Source organism: Rahnella sp. EDr1-12, from assembly GCF_049206505.1.
Lineage (GTDB): Bacteria > Pseudomonadota > Gammaproteobacteria > Enterobacterales > Enterobacteriaceae > Rahnella > Rahnella rivi.
Genome location: NZ_JBLZNY010000004.1, coordinates 18190 through 34722 on the forward strand (window position 1 = coordinate 18190; position 16533 = coordinate 34722).

A 16533-nucleotide genomic window follows, 5' to 3' on the forward strand; every position below is an offset into this window, starting at 1 on the left:
TCATGGTTATTGTTAACCCCGGCCACTGACCGGGGTTAACCGTTAAATCAACGCCCCTCTACAATTTCACCGGCTTAATGTTCCAGATCTCATCTGCGTACTCCTGAATGGTACGGTCTGACGAGAAATAGCCCATATTGGCGATGTTGTGCAGCGTGCGGCGCGTCCACTCTTCCGGCAGTTTATACAGCTCATCGACTTTATCCTGCATATCGACATAACTGCGGTAATCCGCCAGTACCTGATAATGGTCGCCGAGATTCACCAGCGTATCGAACAGGTTGGTGTAGCGCTTTGGCTCGCCAGGACTGAACACGCCGGTGGCGATTTGCGTCAACACCTGATGCAGCTCCGCGTCCTGCTCAAAATACGTGTGCGGGTTATAACCCTGACGGCGTAACGTCTCGACCTGCTCGGTGGTGTTGCCGAAGATAAAGATATTCTCCTCGCCGACGTGTTCGAGCATTTCGACGTTTGCGCCGTCCAGCGTGCCGATGGTCAGCGCGCCGTTGAGAGCAAATTTCATATTACTGGTACCGGAAGCTTCGGTGCCTGCCAGCGAGATCTGCTCGGAGAGATCGGCTGCCGGAATGATCATCTGCGCCAGACTGACGCTGTAGTTAGGGATAAAGACGATCTTCAGCTTGTTCCCGATACGCGGATCGTTATTGATCACCGCCGCAACGTCGTTGATCAGCCGGATGATCTGTTTCGCCGCATAATAGGCCGAGGCCGCTTTACCGGCAAAAATCACCGTACGCGGCACCCATTCGGCGTCCGGCTCTTCCAGAATGCGGTTATAACGGGTGATGACGTGCAGCACGTTCATCAGCTGGCGTTTGTACTCATGAATACGTTTGATCTGCACATCGAACAGACTTTTTGGATCCACCACGATATTCAGTTTTTGCGCGATATACAGCGCGAGCCGTTTTTTGTTATCCAGCTTGGCCTTACGGATGGCCTGCAAGAAACTCAGGTAATCCAGATTCTGTTTCAGCTCAGAAAGCTGACTCAGGTCGGAACGCCAGGTGTGGCCTATCGCATCATCAATCACCGCCGAGAGCGGTTTATTGGCCAGCGCCAGCCAGCGACGCGGCGTCACCCCGTTGGTTTTATTACAGAAACGATCAGGATAGATATGCGCGAAATCCGCGAACAGCGACTGCACCATCAGATCGGAGTGCAGCGCCGAGACGCCGTTGACTTTATGACTCGCGATCACCGCCAGCCACGCCATGCGCACCTTGCGGCCATTACCTTCATCAATAATAGAAACGCGTGACAGCAGGCCGTCGTCGCCCGGTATTTGTGCCGCGACTTCTTTAAGGAAGTGATCGTTAATCTGGAAAATGATTTCCAGATGGCGCGGCAGGATCTTACCGATCATATCCACCGACCAGGTTTCCAGCGCTTCGGTCATCAGCGTGTGGTTGGTGTAGGAGAACACGCGGGAAACGGTGTCCCACGCTACCAGCCATTCAAATTTATGTTCGTCGATCAGTAACCGCATCAGCTCAGGGATAGACAGCACCGGGTGCGTGTCGTTGAGGTGAATGGCAATTTTATCGGCCAGATTATCGTAGGTATGGTGGGTGGTGTAGTGGCGGTTGAGGATATCCTGCACCGTCGCCGACACCAGGAAATACTCCTGACGCAAACGCAGTTCGCGGCCCGAATAGGTGGAATCATCCGGATAAAGCACGCGCGATACGTTCTCGGAATGGTTTTTATCTTCCACCGCCGCGAAATAGTCGCCCTGATTAAATTTACCCAGATTGATCTCGTTACTGGCCTGCGCGCCCCACAGCCGCAGCGTGTTGGTGGCGTCAGTGTCGTAACCGGGAATGACCTGATCGTAGGCGCAGGCGATGACCTCTTCGGTTTCCAGCCAGCGGGTTTTCACCCCTTCATGCTGAACGCGGCCACCGAAACGTACTTTATAACGGGTGTTGTAACGCTGAAACTCCCACGGATTCCCGTACTCCAGCCAGTAATCCGGTGACTCTTTTTGCTCGCCGTTAACGATGTTCTGCGCAAACATGCCGTATTCGTAACGAATGCCATATCCGCGCCCCGGCAGCGCCAGCGTCGCCAGCGAATCCAGGAAACAGGCGGCCAGACGCCCCAGGCCGCCGTTGCCTAATCCGGGGTCATTCTCTTCGCCGATCAGTTCTTCAAGATCAAAGCCCATTTCATCAAGCGCGCTTTTAAGATCGTCGTAAATACCCATCGCCAGCAGCGCATTGGAGAGCGTCCGTCCAATCAAAAACTCCATCGACAGGTAATACACCTGCCGGACATCCTGTGAGGTTTGCGCCCGGTTAGAGCGCAACCAGCGTTCAACCATACGGTCACGCACCGCAAATAAGGTGGCGTTCAGCCAGTCATGCTGCGTCGCGATAGACGGGTCTTTGCCAATAATAAACATCAGCTTATAGGCGATAGAATGCTTTAGCGCTTCGACACTGACTGTCGGTGAGTTGTAATTAAACGGTGAAGTCATAACGTTACATTCCCGATCAAGTTAGCTACGTTCAGGGGGTCAGGACAGAAGACGGTGATACAGCGTGAGATATTCCTGCGCTGCGACCTTCCAGCCAAAATCAATACCCATGGCGTGTTGTTGTACGTGTCGCCAATGTTTAGGACGGCTCCACAAAACAAATGCCCGGCGGATCGCACTTGCCAGCGATTTCCCCGTGGCTTCTTCGAACACAAAACCGCTGGCCGTTCCGTCAGCCAGATTTTCCAATGCACAATCCACCACGGTATCCGCTAACCCGCCGGTACGACGCACCAGCGGCAGGGTGCCGTATTTCAAACCATATAATTGCGTCAGACCGCAAGGCTCAAAGCGACTCGGCACCATAATGACATCCGCCCCGCCGATAATGCGGTGGGAAAAGGCTTCGTGGTAACCGAGCTGCACACCGACCTGCCCCGGATTGTCAGCGGCGGCGGCCAGAAATGCCTGTTGCAGCACCGCATCACCCGCTCCCAGCAGCGCCAGCTGACCGCCACGCTCGAGTAAATCCGGCAACGCTTCCAGCACCAGATCCAGCCCTTTCTGGCTGGTCAGGCGGCTGACGACTGCAAACACCAGCCGCGAGTCGTCAACGTCCAGCCCCATCGCCCGTTGCAAATAGGCTTTGTTAATGGCTTTGGAACGTAAATCATCGGCGTCATAACGCGCAGACAGCAGCACGTCATCACGTGGCTGCCAGATCGCTTCATCGACACCGTTAAGAATACCGGTCAGCCGCCCTTCCATTTCCCTCAGCTGCAACAAAGATTCCATGCCGTAGCCGAATTCCGGACGGGTGATTTCTTTGGCGTAGGTCGGGCTGACGGTGGTCACGTGATCGGAGAAATACAAACCGGCTTTCAGATAGGAAATCTGACCGTAGAACTCCAGTCCGTGCATCTGGAAAAATTCACGCGGGATGTATAACTCATCCACGTGGTGCGCGCCAAACAGCCCCTGGAACGCCAGATTATGCACGGTAAAGACCGTTTTCACCGGCGCATGGCGGGCGCGGATATACGCCGATGCCAGACCGGCGTGCCAGTCATGGGAATGCACAATATTTGGCTGCCAGTGGTGATCAAATCCCAACGCCAGTTCGCACGCCATCCAGCTTAACAATGCAAAGCGCAGATGATTATCGGCGTAAGCAAAGGAAGACTGATCGTGATACGGGCTGCCGGGACGATCGTACAAACCTGGCACATCAATCAGATAAATACCGACGCCGTCAAAATAACCCAGCGAAAGGGTGACGTACCCGGCAAAAGTATCCAGCGTACCGATTACCCGTGTTTCTCCGAGGCCTTTTTTGACATCGGGGAACGCCGGAATGAGCACGCGGACATCCGCTCCCTCAGCAATCTGCGCGGCAGGCAGTGCACCGGCGACGTCTGCAAGGCCACCCGTTTTTAACAGGGGGAACAGCTCGGAACAAACATGTAAAACCTGCATTCGCGCTCCTGATTATCCCGGTCATCCCGGCGATAACCGGGATGACGAAAAGTCATGCTTTCTAAGGTCTGTTTATAGTTTCGCCAACATTGCGCGCGTCACCAGCACAACGCCGCCTTCGGAACGGTAAAAGCGGCGGCTGTCTTCGTCGGCGTTTTCACCAATGACCATGCCTTCGGGGATCTGACAGGCGCGGTCAATCACACATTTGCGCAGACGGCATGAACGACCCACATTCACATCCGGCAAAATAATCGTTGAATCAATATTGCAGAAAGAATTGATCCTCACACGCGGGAACAGCACTGAATGCACCACCACCGAGCCCGACACAATGCATCCCCCGGCCACCAGCGAGTTCATGGTCATGCCGTGACTGCCCGAGCGGTCCTGCACAAATTTTGCCGGCGGCAGCGGTTCCATATGGGTGCGGATCGGCCAGTCGCGATCGTACATATCCAGTTCCGGCGTCACCGACGCCAGATCCAGATTAGCGCGCCAGTAAGCGTCGAGCGTGCCGACATCGCGCCAGTACGGAGGCAACTCTTCGTTCTGCGTAACGCACGACAGGCTGAACGGGTGCGCACGCGCCACCCCCTGAGCCGTCAGTTTCGGGATCAGATCTTTGCCGAAGTCATGGGTGGAACTTTCATCCGCCATATCTTCTTCGAGGATCCGAAACAGATAGTCCGCATTAAAAATGTAGATGCCCATGCTCGCCAGCGCCATATCAGGGTGCCCCGGCATCGGCGGTGGATTTTGCGGTTTCTCGACAAAGCTTTTGATCTGATAGTCTTCGCTGACGTCCATCACACCGAATTCACTGCCCTCGGCAATCGGCACCGCAAGGCAGGCGACGGTACATTCACCGCCCTTCTGCACGTGGTCGATCAGCATGCGCGAGTAGTCCATCTTGTAGATATGATCGCCCGCCAGGATCACCACAAACTCGGCGTTGTAGCGGCGAATAATATCCAGGTTCTGATAGACGGCATCGGCGGTGCCCTTGTACCAGTGTTCCGTGCTGTGACGCTGTTGCGCCGGAAGCAAATCCACAAACTCATTCATTTCTTCGTTAAGAAATGACCAGCCGCGCTGAATGTGCTGCACCAGCGTATGCGACTGATATTGCGTGATCACGCCGATACGCCGGATGCCCGAGTTGAGACAATTCGACAGAGCGAAATCGATGATGCGAAATTTACCGCCGAAGTGAACGGCGGGCTTTGCCCTGGTGGCCGTCAAATCTTTCAGTCGTGAACCACGTCCCCCGGCAAGAATCAACGCCACGGATTTCAGCGGCAGTTGTCGCGCCAGCATGACCGGGTCCCGGTTATCTAATGTCGCCATATCTGACTCCTTCGTTTTTATTGTGACCGGCTCTGTGGAGTGAAATCTTGTAGGACACAGAGGGTTTTCGCTGCTGCCCGCCATTGCGAGCCTTCCATGACGCGTCGGGGTTCCTCATCAAAAAGCATGCTGTTGAACGGTGCCACCGGCTGCCAGTTTCCCGGCGGCAGTTGCAGATCCACGTCGTGCAGGGAAGCATTCACGATTAACAGCCAGCGGCGGGAAAGAAGGATTTGCAGCCATTGCTGCGGCCCCTGCTCCCAGTCGCCGGGGGTCATCGGCTGCCCCTGTTGATTCAGCCATTGCACGTCGTCGCCGCCCTCCTGCCACCGGCGGTTTTGCGTCAGTGCCGGGATTTTCCGGCGCAGCGCAATCAGCGCGCAGACGTAGGCGGTCAGGCTTTCATCGGCATTTTCCCAGTCGAGCCAGGTCAGCGCGTTGTCCTGACAGTAGGCGTTGTTGTTGCCCGACTGGCTGTTGCCGTGCTCGTCACCGGCCAGCAACATCGGCGTGCCTTGTGACAAAAACAGCGACGCAAGCAGCGCACGCTGGCTGAGACGACGCTGCCGTAAGACTTCAGCAGACGCCTCCAGCCCTTCCTCGCCGTGGTTTTGGCTGAAGTTCTCGTTATGGCCGTCACGGTTTTCTTCACCGTTGGCCTGGTTGTGTTTCTGGTTAAAACTGACGACATCGCGCAACGTGAAACCGTCGTGCGCCGTCAGCATGTTGATGCTGGCGTAGGGTTCACGCTGCGCCGGGTCAAACTTGTCTGCTGACGCCGCCACGCGACCGGCAAACTGACCGATCGAGACATCGCCGTGCAGCCAGAACTGACGCATTTCATCGCGCCAGACGTCATTCCATTCCGCAAAGGGTGCCGGGAACTGTCCGAGCTGATAACCGCCGGTACCGATGTCCCAGGGTTCGGCGATAAGCTTGACCTGCGAAAGTACCGCATCCTGTTTAATGGCGTTGAACAGCGGCGAATGCGCGGTGAACGCCGGCATACGTCCGAGCAGCGTCGCCAGGTCAAACCGGAAACCATCAACGTGACATTCGCGCACCCAGTAGTGCAGGCAGTCGAGCGTCCAGGCGATCACTTCGTCGTCCACCAGCCGCAGCGCGTTGCCGCAGCCGGTCATGTTGTTGTCAGTGCCGTCTTCGTTCAGCCAGTACCAGCTGGCGTTGTCGATGCCGCGAAACGAGATAAACGGCCCGTCAATATCCAGCTCAGCACTGTGGTTGAACACCACATCGAGGATCACTTCGATCCCCGCCTTATGCAGTGCTTTCACCGCCGACTTAAACTCACTCAGCGCCGAGACACCGCCCAGACCGCTGGCATAACGCGGGTCTACGGCGCACGGCGCGAGCACGTTGTAACCCCAGTAATTGGTCAGCCCAAGACGTTGCAGGCGGGGTTCATCGGCGTGATGCTGTACCGGTAAAAGCTCAATGGCCGTTACCCCGAGATGTTGCAGATACTCGAGCATGACCGGATGCGCCAGCCCGGCATAGGTGCCGCGCAGTGCCGCCGGAATGCGCGGGTGCTGACGCGTCAGGCCGCGCACATGGGCTTCGTAAATCACCGTATCGCCCCACGGCGTGGCGGGCGGTTTATCCTCTTCCCAGTCAAAGTTTCCGGCAACGACAACGGATTTTGGCGCCACAACGGCGCTGTCGCGGTCGTCCGGCGCATCAATTCCGCCGGTGAACCGCGCGTTGTCGAGCAGCACGCCGTCAATGGCCCGTGCGCTGGGGTCGATCAGCACTTTTTTCGGGTTAAAACGATGGCCGTGTAGCGGATCAAAGGGCCCGTAAATCCGGTAACCGTAGCGCTGCCCGGCTTTGGCACCCGGCAAAAAGCCGTGCCAGAGATTGCCGGTGCGCGAAGTCAGCGGCAGATGCTGCTCGCTGCCCGTCTCATCAAACAGACATAACTCCACTTTTTCCGCATGCGCGGAGAACAGGCAAAAATTGACGCCGTTATCTCTGAGATGCGCACCAAAGGGCGCGGGCTGACCGGGCTCGAGCTGCTTCATTACGGCTCCCTTCGCAAATAAATCGTCGCCAGCGGCGGGATGGTGACGCTCAAAGAATGTTCGCGCTGATGCTGACTGATGTTTTCACTGTGAACATCGCCGGCATTGCCGACGTTGCTGCCGTGGTAGAAATGCGAATCGGTGTTCAGTATTTCGCGGTACACGCCCGGACGGCTGATGCCAATGCGGTAGTCATAGCGCGGCACCGGCGTGAAGTTGCTGATGACAATCACTTCACCGGCATTTTCATCGCGACGGGCAAACGCAAAGATCGAGTTCTCATGATCGTCAACCACCAGCCATTCAAAACCGCGAGGATTGAAATCCAGCTCATACAGCGGCGCATTGGCCTTGTAAGTCAGGTTCAGATCCCGCACCAGATGCTGTACGCCGCGGTGCCAGCCGTCAGGATTGTCCAGCAGATGCCAGTCGAGACTGGCGTTAAAGTTCCATTCGCGCCCCTGGGCAAATTCGCAGCCCATAAACAGCAGCTTTTTGCCGGGATGCGCCCACATAAAGCCGTAATAGGCGCGCAGGTTGGCAAATTTCTGCCACGCGTCGCCGGGCATTTTGTCGATCAGGGATTTTTTACCGTGAACAACTTCATCGTGCGACAGCGGCAGAATGAAATTCTCGCTGTAGGCGTAAAGCACGCCGAACGTCATGAGATTGTGGTGATATTTGCGGTGAACCGGATCGAGCTGCATGTACTTCAGCGAGTCGTTCATCCAGCCCATGTTCCATTTGTAATGGAACCCCAGCCCGTTGGCGTCCGGCGGCATAGTGACACCCGGATAATCCGTGGATTCTTCTGCCAGCGTCACGGCTCCGCCCAGTTCGCGGCCAATGGTCTGGTTGGTGTATTTCAGGAAGGCAATGGCTTCAAGATTCTCGCGCCCGCCGTAATGATTGGGGATCCATTCACCGGCTTTGCGGCTGTAATCGCGGTAGATCATGGAGGCCACGGCATCGACGCGCAGACCATCAATACCAAAACGCTCGATCCAGTAAAAACCATTTCCCGCCAGGTAGTTACGCACTTCATGGCGGCCATAGTTATAAATCAGCGTATTCCAGTCCTGATGATAGCCTTCACGCGGATCGGCGTATTCATACAGCGCGGTGCCGTCAAATTCCGCCAGACCATGGGAATCACTCGGGAAATGCCCCGGCACCCAGTCAAGAATGACGTTCAGCCCGGCGTTGTGGGCCGCCTCGACCAGCGCTTTGAAATCCATCGGCGTGCCGAAACGGCGGGTGGGCGCATACATGCCGAGCGGCTGATAGCCCCAGCTGCCATCGAACGGATGTTCGTTAACCGGCATCAGTTCGATATGCGTAAAACCCATCCATTTGGCGTAGGACACCAGTTGTTCCGCCAGCTCGCCGTAGCTCAGCCAGAAGTTATCGTCAGTGTGACGACGCCAGGATCCCAGATGCACTTCGTACACTGAGACTGGCTGATTCAGCGCATTGGCTTTCTTTCTGCTTTCCGAAAACGGCACGACATCCGGCAGTTTACGCACGCAGGAAGCGGTGTCCGGGCGCATCTGCGCCTCAAAAGCATAAGGGTCAGCGCGCAGGGTGACGTGCCCGCGACAGTCGATAATTTCGAATTTATACAGCTGGCCTTCGTGGACGGCCGGGATAAACAATTCCCAGATGCCGTTTTCGCGGCGCTGACGCATCGGATGACGGCGGCCATCCCAGAAATTGAATTCACCCACCACCGAAATACGCTGGGCGTTGGGTGCCCAGACGGCAAAACTGACGCCCGCAACGTTATCGAGCGTTTGCGGATGTGCGCCGAGCTTTTCGTAAGGACGCAGGTGCTTGCCTTCGGACAACAGCCAGATATCCAGCTCCTGCAACAGCGTGCCAAACCGGTAAGGGTCGTCAATCACCTGGGTGTTTTCGCCCCAGCGTACTTCCAGCTGATAGCGGAAAGCATTTTTACGGCGTGGCATCAGCCCGACAAAAAAACCGCGATCGTCGGTACGGCGCAGTTCAACAACTTTTTTACCTTTATCTGCATCAATCACCCAAACCTGATCGGCATCCGGAAGCAGCGCACGCACTTCCAGTCCGGCGGCCACGGTGTGCATTCCCAGCAGAGAAAAAGGATCAGCGTAGTGACCCGATATAATTTGATTAATGACGTGCTGATCGGGAAGTACAGACATGAATTTCGTCCTATGATTAATTAAATCAATAAATCCAATAAAATCATTCAGGTGCCAAATACGAAACGTAACCCCAGTTTGCTCCCCTTTTTATCGTGGCTTTGTGATCTCATCTGGTTTCAGTTTTGCCAAATAGTGCGCGATGACGCGTTTGCTCACACTTTCTAAATAAGTGTCTGTTTCAGCTTCTCAAAGAGGCAGAGCTCTTCTACTAAGCATAGACAAAGGTTGAATAAATCAGTGGGAAGAAACCGAGGAATTTTGCTCAAAATGAAATACAGAGAGATGCGCTGGCAAAATGCGGATAAACGGTGAAGTGGTTGATGACTGGAATAAAAACGGGACACCGTGCTGGCATCCCGTGGGTAAATCATAAAGATGAAAACAAGACAGTTTTCAACATACAGGCCTGTTAGAGCAAAATACGCAGCATACGGCGTAAAGGCTCTGCCGCGCCCCACAACAACTGGTCGCCGACGGTAAACGCAGACAGGTATTGCGGGCCCATATTCAGTTTACGCAGACGTCCAACCGGGGTGTTCATGGTGCCCGTGACCGCCGCAGGCGTCAGTTCACGCATCGACAGTTCACGGTCATTCGGGATCACGCGAACCCAGTCGTTGTGCGTCGCCAGCATTTGCTCAATCTCAGGGATCGAGACGTCTTTTTTCAGCTTCAGCGTGAATGCCTGGCTGTGGCAGCGCAACGCGCCGATACGGACACACAAGCCGTCCACCGGAATGATGCTTGAGGTGCCGAGAATTTTGTTGGTTTCTGCCTGACCTTTCCACTCTTCTTTGGTCTGGCCGTTATCCAGCTGTTTGTCGATCCACGGGATCAGACCGCCCGCCAGCGGAACACCGAAGTTATCGGTTGGCAGCGTGCCACTGCGGGTCAGCGCGGTGACTTTACGTTCGATATCCAGAATGGCAGAGGCCGGATTTTCCAGCTCTTTCGCCACGCTGTTGTGCAGCATGCCCATTTGGGTCAGCAGTTCACGCATGTGGCGCGCACCGCCGCCGGATGCCGCCTGATAAGTGGCAACCGAAGCCCACTCGATCAGGTCATTGGCAAACAGGCCGCCGAGAGACATCAGCATCAGGCTGACGGTACAGTTACCGCCCACAAAGGTTTTGATGCCTTTGTCGATGCCCTGGTGGATCACTGCGCTGTTCACCGGGTCGAGGATGATTATCGCGTCATCCTTCATTCTCAGAGAGGATGCTGCGTCGATCCAGTAGCCGGACCAACCGATTTCACGCAGCTTAGGATAGATTTCATTGGTATAATCGCCGCCCTGACAGGTGATAATAATGTCCAGCGCGCTCAGTGCATCCAGATCATAGGCATCCTGTAAGGTGCCACTCTGGCCCGTAAAGTCTGGAGCGGCCTGGCCATGCTGAGAGGTCGAAAAGAATACCGGACGGATAGCGTCGAAATCGCGTTCTTCAATCATGCGTTGCATGAGTACAGAACCGACCATCCCGCGCCAGCCAACGAAACCTACATTTTTCATAATATCTGTCCTGCCCTGAGGGTGATAACTGCTTAAAACGGCTTGAACGCGCGTTTGCACTAAGACAGTGCCTGTTTTCATGTACTCTGCCCCGTTAACGCGCGGGTCTACCACCTTACAAAATGCACCAGAAGTGGCAAGTGAATTTAATCAATAGTGCAGCGTTTAATAGCAGCACAACTTATAACAGGCGTTTTCAAAAGCCGAACTTTCATCTGAGGTAGTCATGACCGAAATGATTTCAGCAACAATTTTGCTGTTTCTGATTATGGATCCATTGGGCAATTTACCGATTTTCATGTCGGTGTTAAAACATCTCGACCCGAAACGCCGCCGCGTCGTACTGATCCGCGAAATGCTGATCGCCCTGCTGCTGATGCTGATTTTCCTGTTCGCCGGGGAAAAAATCCTGTCGTTCCTGAATTTGCGTACTGAAACCGTGTCGATTTCCGGCGGTATCATCCTGTTCCTGATCGCCATCAAAATGATTTTCCCTTCTGAAGAAAAAAGCAGCACGGGCCTGTCAGCCGGTGAAGAACCTTTCCTCGTCCCGATGGCTATCCCGCTGGTTGCCGGTCCGTCGATCCTTGCCACGCTGATGCTGCTTTCACACCAGTATCCGAACCAGATGAGCCACCTGACACTGGCCCTGTTTATTGCCTGGGGACTGTCAATGGCCATCCTCCTGCTGTCGAATTTGTTCCTGCGCCTGCTGGGTGATAAAGGCGTCAGCGCCCTCGAACGCCTGATGGGCCTGATTCTGGTCATGCTCTCCACGCAGATGTTCCTCGATGGCATCAGGGCGTATTTGAAGATTTAACGGACAGAAGAAACGAAAAGGCGAGCCAACTGGCTCGCCTTTTTTATGACGGTTTTTACCGTTACACCACCATCGAGAGCAGCAAACATCCGCCCAGGCCACACAGGGAAATGATGGTTTCCAGCACGGACCAGGATTTGAAGGTTTCGACGATGCTCAGGTTGAAATACTCCTTGAACAGCCAGAAACCCGGATCGTTAACGTGCGAGAAAATCACGCTGCCGGAACCGACGGCGATAACCATCAGTTCAGGGCTGACGCCGGTGGTAGCGATGAGCGGTGCGGCGATACCGCCAGCCGTGATTGCTGCCACCGTGGCAGACCCGAGCGCAATACGCAGAACCGCTGCAATTGACCAGGCCAGCAGGATAGGTGACAGCGTGCTGCCATCCATCATCGCAGCGATATATTTCTCAATACCACTGTCGACCAGCACCTGTTTGAACGCACCGCCACCGCCGATAATCAACAGCATCATCGCAATGATTTTGATGGAATCGCTGACGGTTTCCATCACATCTTCCATCTTGCGGCCACGATTCAGGCCGAAGGTGAAGATTGCGATCAGCACAGCAATCAGCGTCGCCATCACCGGGTCACCGAAGAACTCTGCGTAAGCCAGCACCGGATGCCCTTTCGGCAAAATCATTTCGCAAACTGCGCGAAACGCCATCAAAATCACCGGCACCAGAGAAGTCGCGACGCTGACGCCGAAGCTCGGCATTTCTTCTTCAGTAAACGTTTTCGGGTTGAAGAGGCCTTCCGGCACAGGTTTGTCGATGCCTTTCAGGAAGCGGGCGTACACCGGTCCGGCCAGAATCACCGTCGGCACGGCCAGCAGTGAACCGTACAACAGCGTTTTCCCCATATCGGCGTGGAAGATAGTCGCGATAGCCGTCGGCCCCGGGTGCGGAGGCAGGAAACCGTGGGTCACTGACAACGCTGCCGCCATCGGCACACCGACGTACAGCAGTGGCAGACGCGCCGCTGCCGCCACGGTGAAGACCAGTGGCAACATCAGAACGAAGCCCACTTCATAGAACAACGCAAAACCGACGATAAAACCGGTCAGTACGATCGCCCACTGAATGTGTTCACGGCCAAATTTTTCGATAAGCGTGGTGGCAATCCGTTGTGCGCCCCCGCAGTCGGCCAGCATTTTACCGAGCATGGCACCAAAGCCCATGATCAGCGCCAGACTGCCGAGCGTGCCGCCCACCCCGTTTTTAATGGAGGTGATGACTTTATCGACCGGCATGCCTTGCATGATACCCACAGCCAGCGCGACCAGAATCAGTGCGATGAAGCCGTTGAGCTTAAAGCGGATCATCAGTAACAACAGCAGTGCGACGCCCACCGCTACAATAACTAGTGGCATATTCTTCCCCTCATGCTGTCGCTCTGGCGCAGAAACCCAACGAGCGACGCATTGATTTTAATTTTCAACATGTTGTAGGAATTAACAGTGCAACGGGTACAGACCGCGACCGCTAAAACAGCAGTGCATTCCTTTGTGATATTAGTCACATCTCCATTTGTTACCGGTATCATGATACCGGTAACATGCTAATATTAGGACTCACTACGCAGTCAAAATTTTCATTTTGGGATAGAGATCATACTTATGGCAGGACAAAGCATCATTCTGATGGGCGTGTCAGGCAGCGGTAAATCCACCGTCGGCGCGGCACTGGCCCGTGAAATCAACGCGAAATTCATCGACGGTGATGATCTTCATCCCCGCGCCAACATTCAAAAAATGGCCAGCGGCACGCCACTGAACGACGACGATCGTGCGCCGTGGTTATTACGCTTAAATGACGCCGCCTACAGCCTGCGCCATAAAAACGAAACGGGCGTGATTGTCTGTTCCGCCCTGAAACGCCGCTATCGCGACGCGCTGCGTAAAGACAACGAAGGGATGGTATTCATCTACATGAAAGGCAGTTTCGACGTGATCGCCGACCGCCTGAAAGCCCGCGCCGGACACTTCATGCCGACTGATTTACTGAGAAGCCAGTTCGACGCGCTCGAAGAGCCGGGCGAAGACGAACCGGATGTCTTACGCGTCAATATTGATCATAAATTTGACGGCGTGGTCGACCGCTGCGTAGCAGCGTTGAAGACGGTAAAAAAGTAGTTTTCCGCATCCCGCTTGTTCAGAAATCCCCGGCCTGCACCGGGGTTTTCTTATTCCTTTCCCTGCTTTCTTCCTGAACTGCCCTCTTTTTCACAACGATCATACAGACCGGATTTTCACTGCTGAGGACATACCTCAGGCTTCGCCGTCAGGGCTGCCAGCGACTGTTCTAAATATGCCAACGGCGCGCGAACCGTATCGTAAAAATGATGATGTTGCCGCCGTTATCGGGCATTTGATGGATAAAGACGACCTGAGAAATCAGGGAAAAAATGCCGGTTGCAGGCGGCTGAAATAACCGGTCGTCGCCTGTCACTTCCCGAATAAATATGGTAACAATAGGCGTAATTATGCGCAGCGATGACGCCAGGTCTTCGATCACAGAAAGGGCCGCGTCGCGCCTGCCAGCATCACCTTTACGGAGAACAGCGCAATATGTCAGCCAAACACCCTGTTATTGCAGTCACCGGTTCGAGCGGTGCGGGCACCACCACCACCAGCGTGGCATTTCGTAAGATTTTCCAACAACTTGGCCTGCGCGCGGCTGAGCTCGAAGGCGACAGTTTCCATCATTTCACCCGCCCTGAAATGGACGCCGCCATCCGCAAGGCGCGCGATCTCGGGCGTCATATCAGCTATTTCGGGCCGGAAGCCAATGACTTCGGCTTACTGGAAAAAAGCTTCATTGAATACGGTAATACAGGCACCGGGCGTTCTCGTAAGTATCTGCATACTTATGACGAAGCCGTTCCCTTCAATCAGGTGCCGGGCACCTTTACGCCCTGGCAGGCGCTGCCGGAACCGACGGACATTTTATTTTATGAAGGTCTGCACGGCGGTGTGGTGGCGGACAAAATTGACGTCGCCGCGCAGGTTGATTTGCTGGTCGGCGTGGTGCCTATCGTCAACCTTGAGTGGATCCAGAAACTGGTGCGCGATACCGGCGAGCGCGGGCATTCCCGTGAGGCGGTGATGGATTCGGTCGTGCGCTCGATGGATGACTACATCAACTACATCACCCCGCAGTTTTCCCGCACCCACATTAACTTTCAGCGCGTGCCGACCATCGACACCTCCAACCCGTTTGCCGCAAAAGCCATCCCTTCACTGGATGAAAGTTTTGTGGTGATCCACTTCCAGGGGCTGGATGACATCGATTTCCCTTACCTGCTGGCGATGATCCAGGGCTCGTTTATCTCTCAGATTAAAACGCTGGTGGTGCCGGGTGGCAAAATGGGGCTGGCAATGGAGCTGATTATGGCGCCGCTGGTGCAGCGCCTGATGGAAGGTAAGAAAATCGAGTAAGCGGGCTCAGGCGTCGTTCATCAGTAAATGCTGAGGGGATAAATCAGATCTAGCCGTTATTGACCTTTAACTCGATTGTTTAGATTTTATTAAAATAACTTTTAGTCAAAATTTTATACAACAAAGGCCGGATTATTCCGGCCTTTGTTTATTTAAATCAATAACCCCCACCCCGTTACAGAGTTTTCAGACTGTACAAAAATTGACGCCAATTTGACATAGGGATAGTTTAATTCCACTGCGAGAGCAGCAGGTTAGCCAGCATATTTCGGGCTGGCTCTCTCTTTAAAATGGAGTTTAAAACAATGGCTATTCCAGCTTATCTATGGCTCAAAGACGACGGCGGCGCGGATATTCGCGGCTCTGTCGACGTTGCGGGCCGTGAAGGCAGTATCGAGATCCTCGGCCTGAATCACGGCGTCAGTATTCAAACCGATAACGCAACGGGAAAGGCTACAGCGACCCGCGAACACGCCCCTTATCTTTTCAGCAAAGAGATCGACGCTTCCAGCCCCTATCTATACAAGGCCGTGACCACAGGCCAGAAGTTGAAATCTGCTGAGGTTAAATTTTATCGCATTAATGACGCTGGTCAGGAAGTGGAATACTTCAGCGCAATGATGGAGGACGTAATGGTCGTAACGGTCGGGCCGATGATGTATGACGTCAAATCCCAGTACGGAGAAGCTAGAAATCATCTTGAAATGATTGAGCTTGTTTACGAAAAAATCACCTGGCGTTATGTGGATGGCAATATCATCCACTCAGACAGCTGGAACGACCGCGCAACGGCATAAGGGATTATTACCTATGACATGGAAATACGAGCAAAGCACAGGCAGGCTGTACTATGGCAGCGAACTGGTCGAGGCCGGATACTCCGGTAGCCTGACTAATAAAAACAACCCTGATCGCCAGCAGGTTAAAGGGATGGGGCCGCTCCCCCGTGGGACTTATCGCATCGCGGGCCATTCTCGTTCAAAAGGCCCCGCCACCATTATTCTGGAGCAGACTTCTGGGGATTCCTTTGGCCGCTCCGCCTTCCGTATTCATGGCGAACGCGTGAATAAGCCTGCGGGATACGCCTCGGAAGGTTGCATCATAATGTCCCCTGCGACACGCTGGCGGATAATTAGCGTAGGCGGGACGCTGGAGGTCGTCAGATGAGGCGGTTAATCCTGCTGATTTTGCTGTC

Annotated in this window: 13 protein-coding genes; 5 read left to right on the forward strand and 8 right to left on the reverse strand. The window is 54.5% G+C overall.

Going from position 1 to position 16533, the window contains the following annotated elements; all coding sequences use genetic code 11:
• Positions 1-58 precede the first annotated feature (58 nt).
• The 6 genes from glgP to asd form a co-directional block, all read right to left on the reverse strand.
• Positions 59-2506 carry a glycogen phosphorylase gene (gene glgP, locus ACO0U8_RS16825; protein WP_056775239.1) on the reverse strand — a complete coding sequence of 816 codons (2448 nt, stop codon included), beginning with the start codon at positions 2504-2506 and terminating at the stop codon, positions 59-61.
• Positions 2507-2545: 39 nt separating this feature from the next.
• The gene (glgA, locus tag ACO0U8_RS16830; RefSeq protein WP_056775242.1) at positions 2546-3982 is read right to left on the reverse strand and encodes a glycogen synthase GlgA; all 1437 of its coding nucleotides are present in this window, start codon (positions 3980-3982) and stop codon (positions 2546-2548) included.
• A gap of 72 nt (positions 3983-4054) precedes the next feature.
• The gene (gene glgC / locus ACO0U8_RS16835) at positions 4055-5332 is read right to left on the reverse strand and encodes a glucose-1-phosphate adenylyltransferase (RefSeq protein WP_122097320.1); all 1278 of its coding nucleotides are present in this window, start codon (positions 5330-5332) and stop codon (positions 4055-4057) included.
• Positions 5333-5349: 17 nt separating this feature from the next.
• Positions 5350-7374, reverse strand: a complete 2025-nt coding sequence (gene glgX, locus ACO0U8_RS16840; RefSeq protein ID WP_421671290.1) for a glycogen debranching protein GlgX — start codon at positions 7372-7374, stop codon at positions 5350-5352.
• A complete protein-coding gene (gene glgB / locus ACO0U8_RS16845) occupies positions 7374-9557 on the reverse strand; it encodes a 1,4-alpha-glucan branching enzyme (RefSeq protein WP_414070372.1) in 2184 nt (727 codons plus the stop codon). Before glgB ends, glgX begins: the two co-directional genes overlap by 1 nt.
• Positions 9558-9969: 412 nt before the next feature.
• Entirely contained in the window at positions 9970-11073 is a 1104-nt protein-coding gene (gene asd / locus ACO0U8_RS16850) for an aspartate-semialdehyde dehydrogenase (protein WP_056775255.1), read from the reverse strand.
• A 226-nt stretch (positions 11074-11299) separates the two neighbouring features.
• Here asd and ACO0U8_RS16855 point away from each other — a divergent pair, with 226 nt between their 5' ends.
• Positions 11300-11893, forward strand: coding sequence for a YhgN family NAAT transporter (locus ACO0U8_RS16855; protein WP_056775258.1), 594 nt, complete (start codon positions 11300-11302; stop codon positions 11891-11893).
• Between the two features lie 61 nt (positions 11894-11954).
• Here ACO0U8_RS16855 and gntT read toward each other — a convergent pair whose 3' ends face one another.
• Positions 11955-13271, reverse strand: a complete 1317-nt coding sequence (gene gntT / locus ACO0U8_RS16860) for a gluconate transporter (RefSeq protein WP_056775264.1) — start codon at positions 13269-13271, stop codon at positions 11955-11957.
• 246 nt (positions 13272-13517) lie between these two features.
• On the opposite strand from gntT, the gene ACO0U8_RS16865 reads away from it, so the two are divergent.
• Positions 13518-14033 (forward strand): gluconokinase, encoded by a 516-nt coding sequence (locus ACO0U8_RS16865; protein ID WP_056775267.1) that lies wholly within the window; start codon positions 13518-13520, stop codon positions 14031-14033.
• A 169-nt stretch (positions 14034-14202) separates the two neighbouring features.
• Here ACO0U8_RS16865 and ACO0U8_RS16870 read toward each other — a convergent pair whose 3' ends face one another.
• Complete coding sequence (locus ACO0U8_RS16870; protein ID WP_421671291.1) at positions 14203-14415, reverse strand: hypothetical protein; 213 nt, start codon at positions 14413-14415, stop codon at positions 14203-14205.
• A gap of 53 nt (positions 14416-14468) precedes the next feature.
• Between ACO0U8_RS16870 and ACO0U8_RS16875 the strand changes: the two genes are divergently transcribed.
• The 3 genes from ACO0U8_RS16875 (at position 14469) to ACO0U8_RS16885 (ending at position 16505) form a co-directional block, all read left to right on the forward strand.
• Entirely contained in the window at positions 14469-15338 is an 870-nt protein-coding gene (locus ACO0U8_RS16875) for a phosphoribulokinase (RefSeq protein WP_421671292.1), read from the forward strand.
• Positions 15339-15643: 305 nt separating this feature from the next.
• The gene (locus tag ACO0U8_RS16880; protein ID WP_122097587.1) at positions 15644-16135 is read left to right on the forward strand and encodes an Hcp family type VI secretion system effector; all 492 of its coding nucleotides are present in this window, start codon (positions 15644-15646) and stop codon (positions 16133-16135) included.
• A gap of 13 nt (positions 16136-16148) precedes the next feature.
• Positions 16149-16505 (forward strand): tlde1 domain-containing protein, encoded by a 357-nt coding sequence (locus tag ACO0U8_RS16885; RefSeq protein WP_421671293.1) that lies wholly within the window; start codon positions 16149-16151, stop codon positions 16503-16505.
• The last annotated feature ends 28 nt before the right edge of the window (positions 16506-16533 follow it).

Coding starts and splice junctions, on each gene's coding strand:
- ACO0U8_RS16885 (WP_421671293.1), top strand. CDS start 16,149: ATGACATGGAAATACGAGCAAAGCACAGGCAGGCTGTACTATGGCAGC.
- gntT (WP_056775264.1), bottom strand. CDS start 13,271: ATGCCACTAGTTATTGTAGCGGTGGGCGTCGCACTGCTGTTGTTACTG.
- ACO0U8_RS16875 (WP_421671292.1), top strand. CDS start 14,469: ATGTCAGCCAAACACCCTGTTATTGCAGTCACCGGTTCGAGCGGTGCG.
- ACO0U8_RS16855 (WP_056775258.1), top strand. CDS start 11,300: ATGACCGAAATGATTTCAGCAACAATTTTGCTGTTTCTGATTATGGAT.
- glgC (WP_122097320.1), bottom strand. CDS start 5,332: ATGGCGACATTAGATAACCGGGACCCGGTCATGCTGGCGCGACAACTG.
- ACO0U8_RS16865 (WP_056775267.1), top strand. CDS start 13,518: ATGGCAGGACAAAGCATCATTCTGATGGGCGTGTCAGGCAGCGGTAAA.
- glgX (WP_421671290.1), bottom strand. CDS start 7,374: ATGAAGCAGCTCGAGCCCGGTCAGCCCGCGCCCTTTGGTGCGCATCTC.
- ACO0U8_RS16880 (WP_122097587.1), top strand. CDS start 15,644: ATGGCTATTCCAGCTTATCTATGGCTCAAAGACGACGGCGGCGCGGAT.
- glgA (WP_056775242.1), bottom strand. CDS start 3,982: ATGCAGGTTTTACATGTTTGTTCCGAGCTGTTCCCCCTGTTAAAAACG.
- asd (WP_056775255.1), bottom strand. CDS start 11,073: ATGAAAAATGTAGGTTTCGTTGGCTGGCGCGGGATGGTCGGTTCTGTA.
- glgP (WP_056775239.1), bottom strand. CDS start 2,506: ATGACTTCACCGTTTAATTACAACTCACCGACAGTCAGTGTCGAAGCG.
- glgB (WP_414070372.1), bottom strand. CDS start 9,557: ATGTCTGTACTTCCCGATCAGCACGTCATTAATCAAATTATATCGGGT.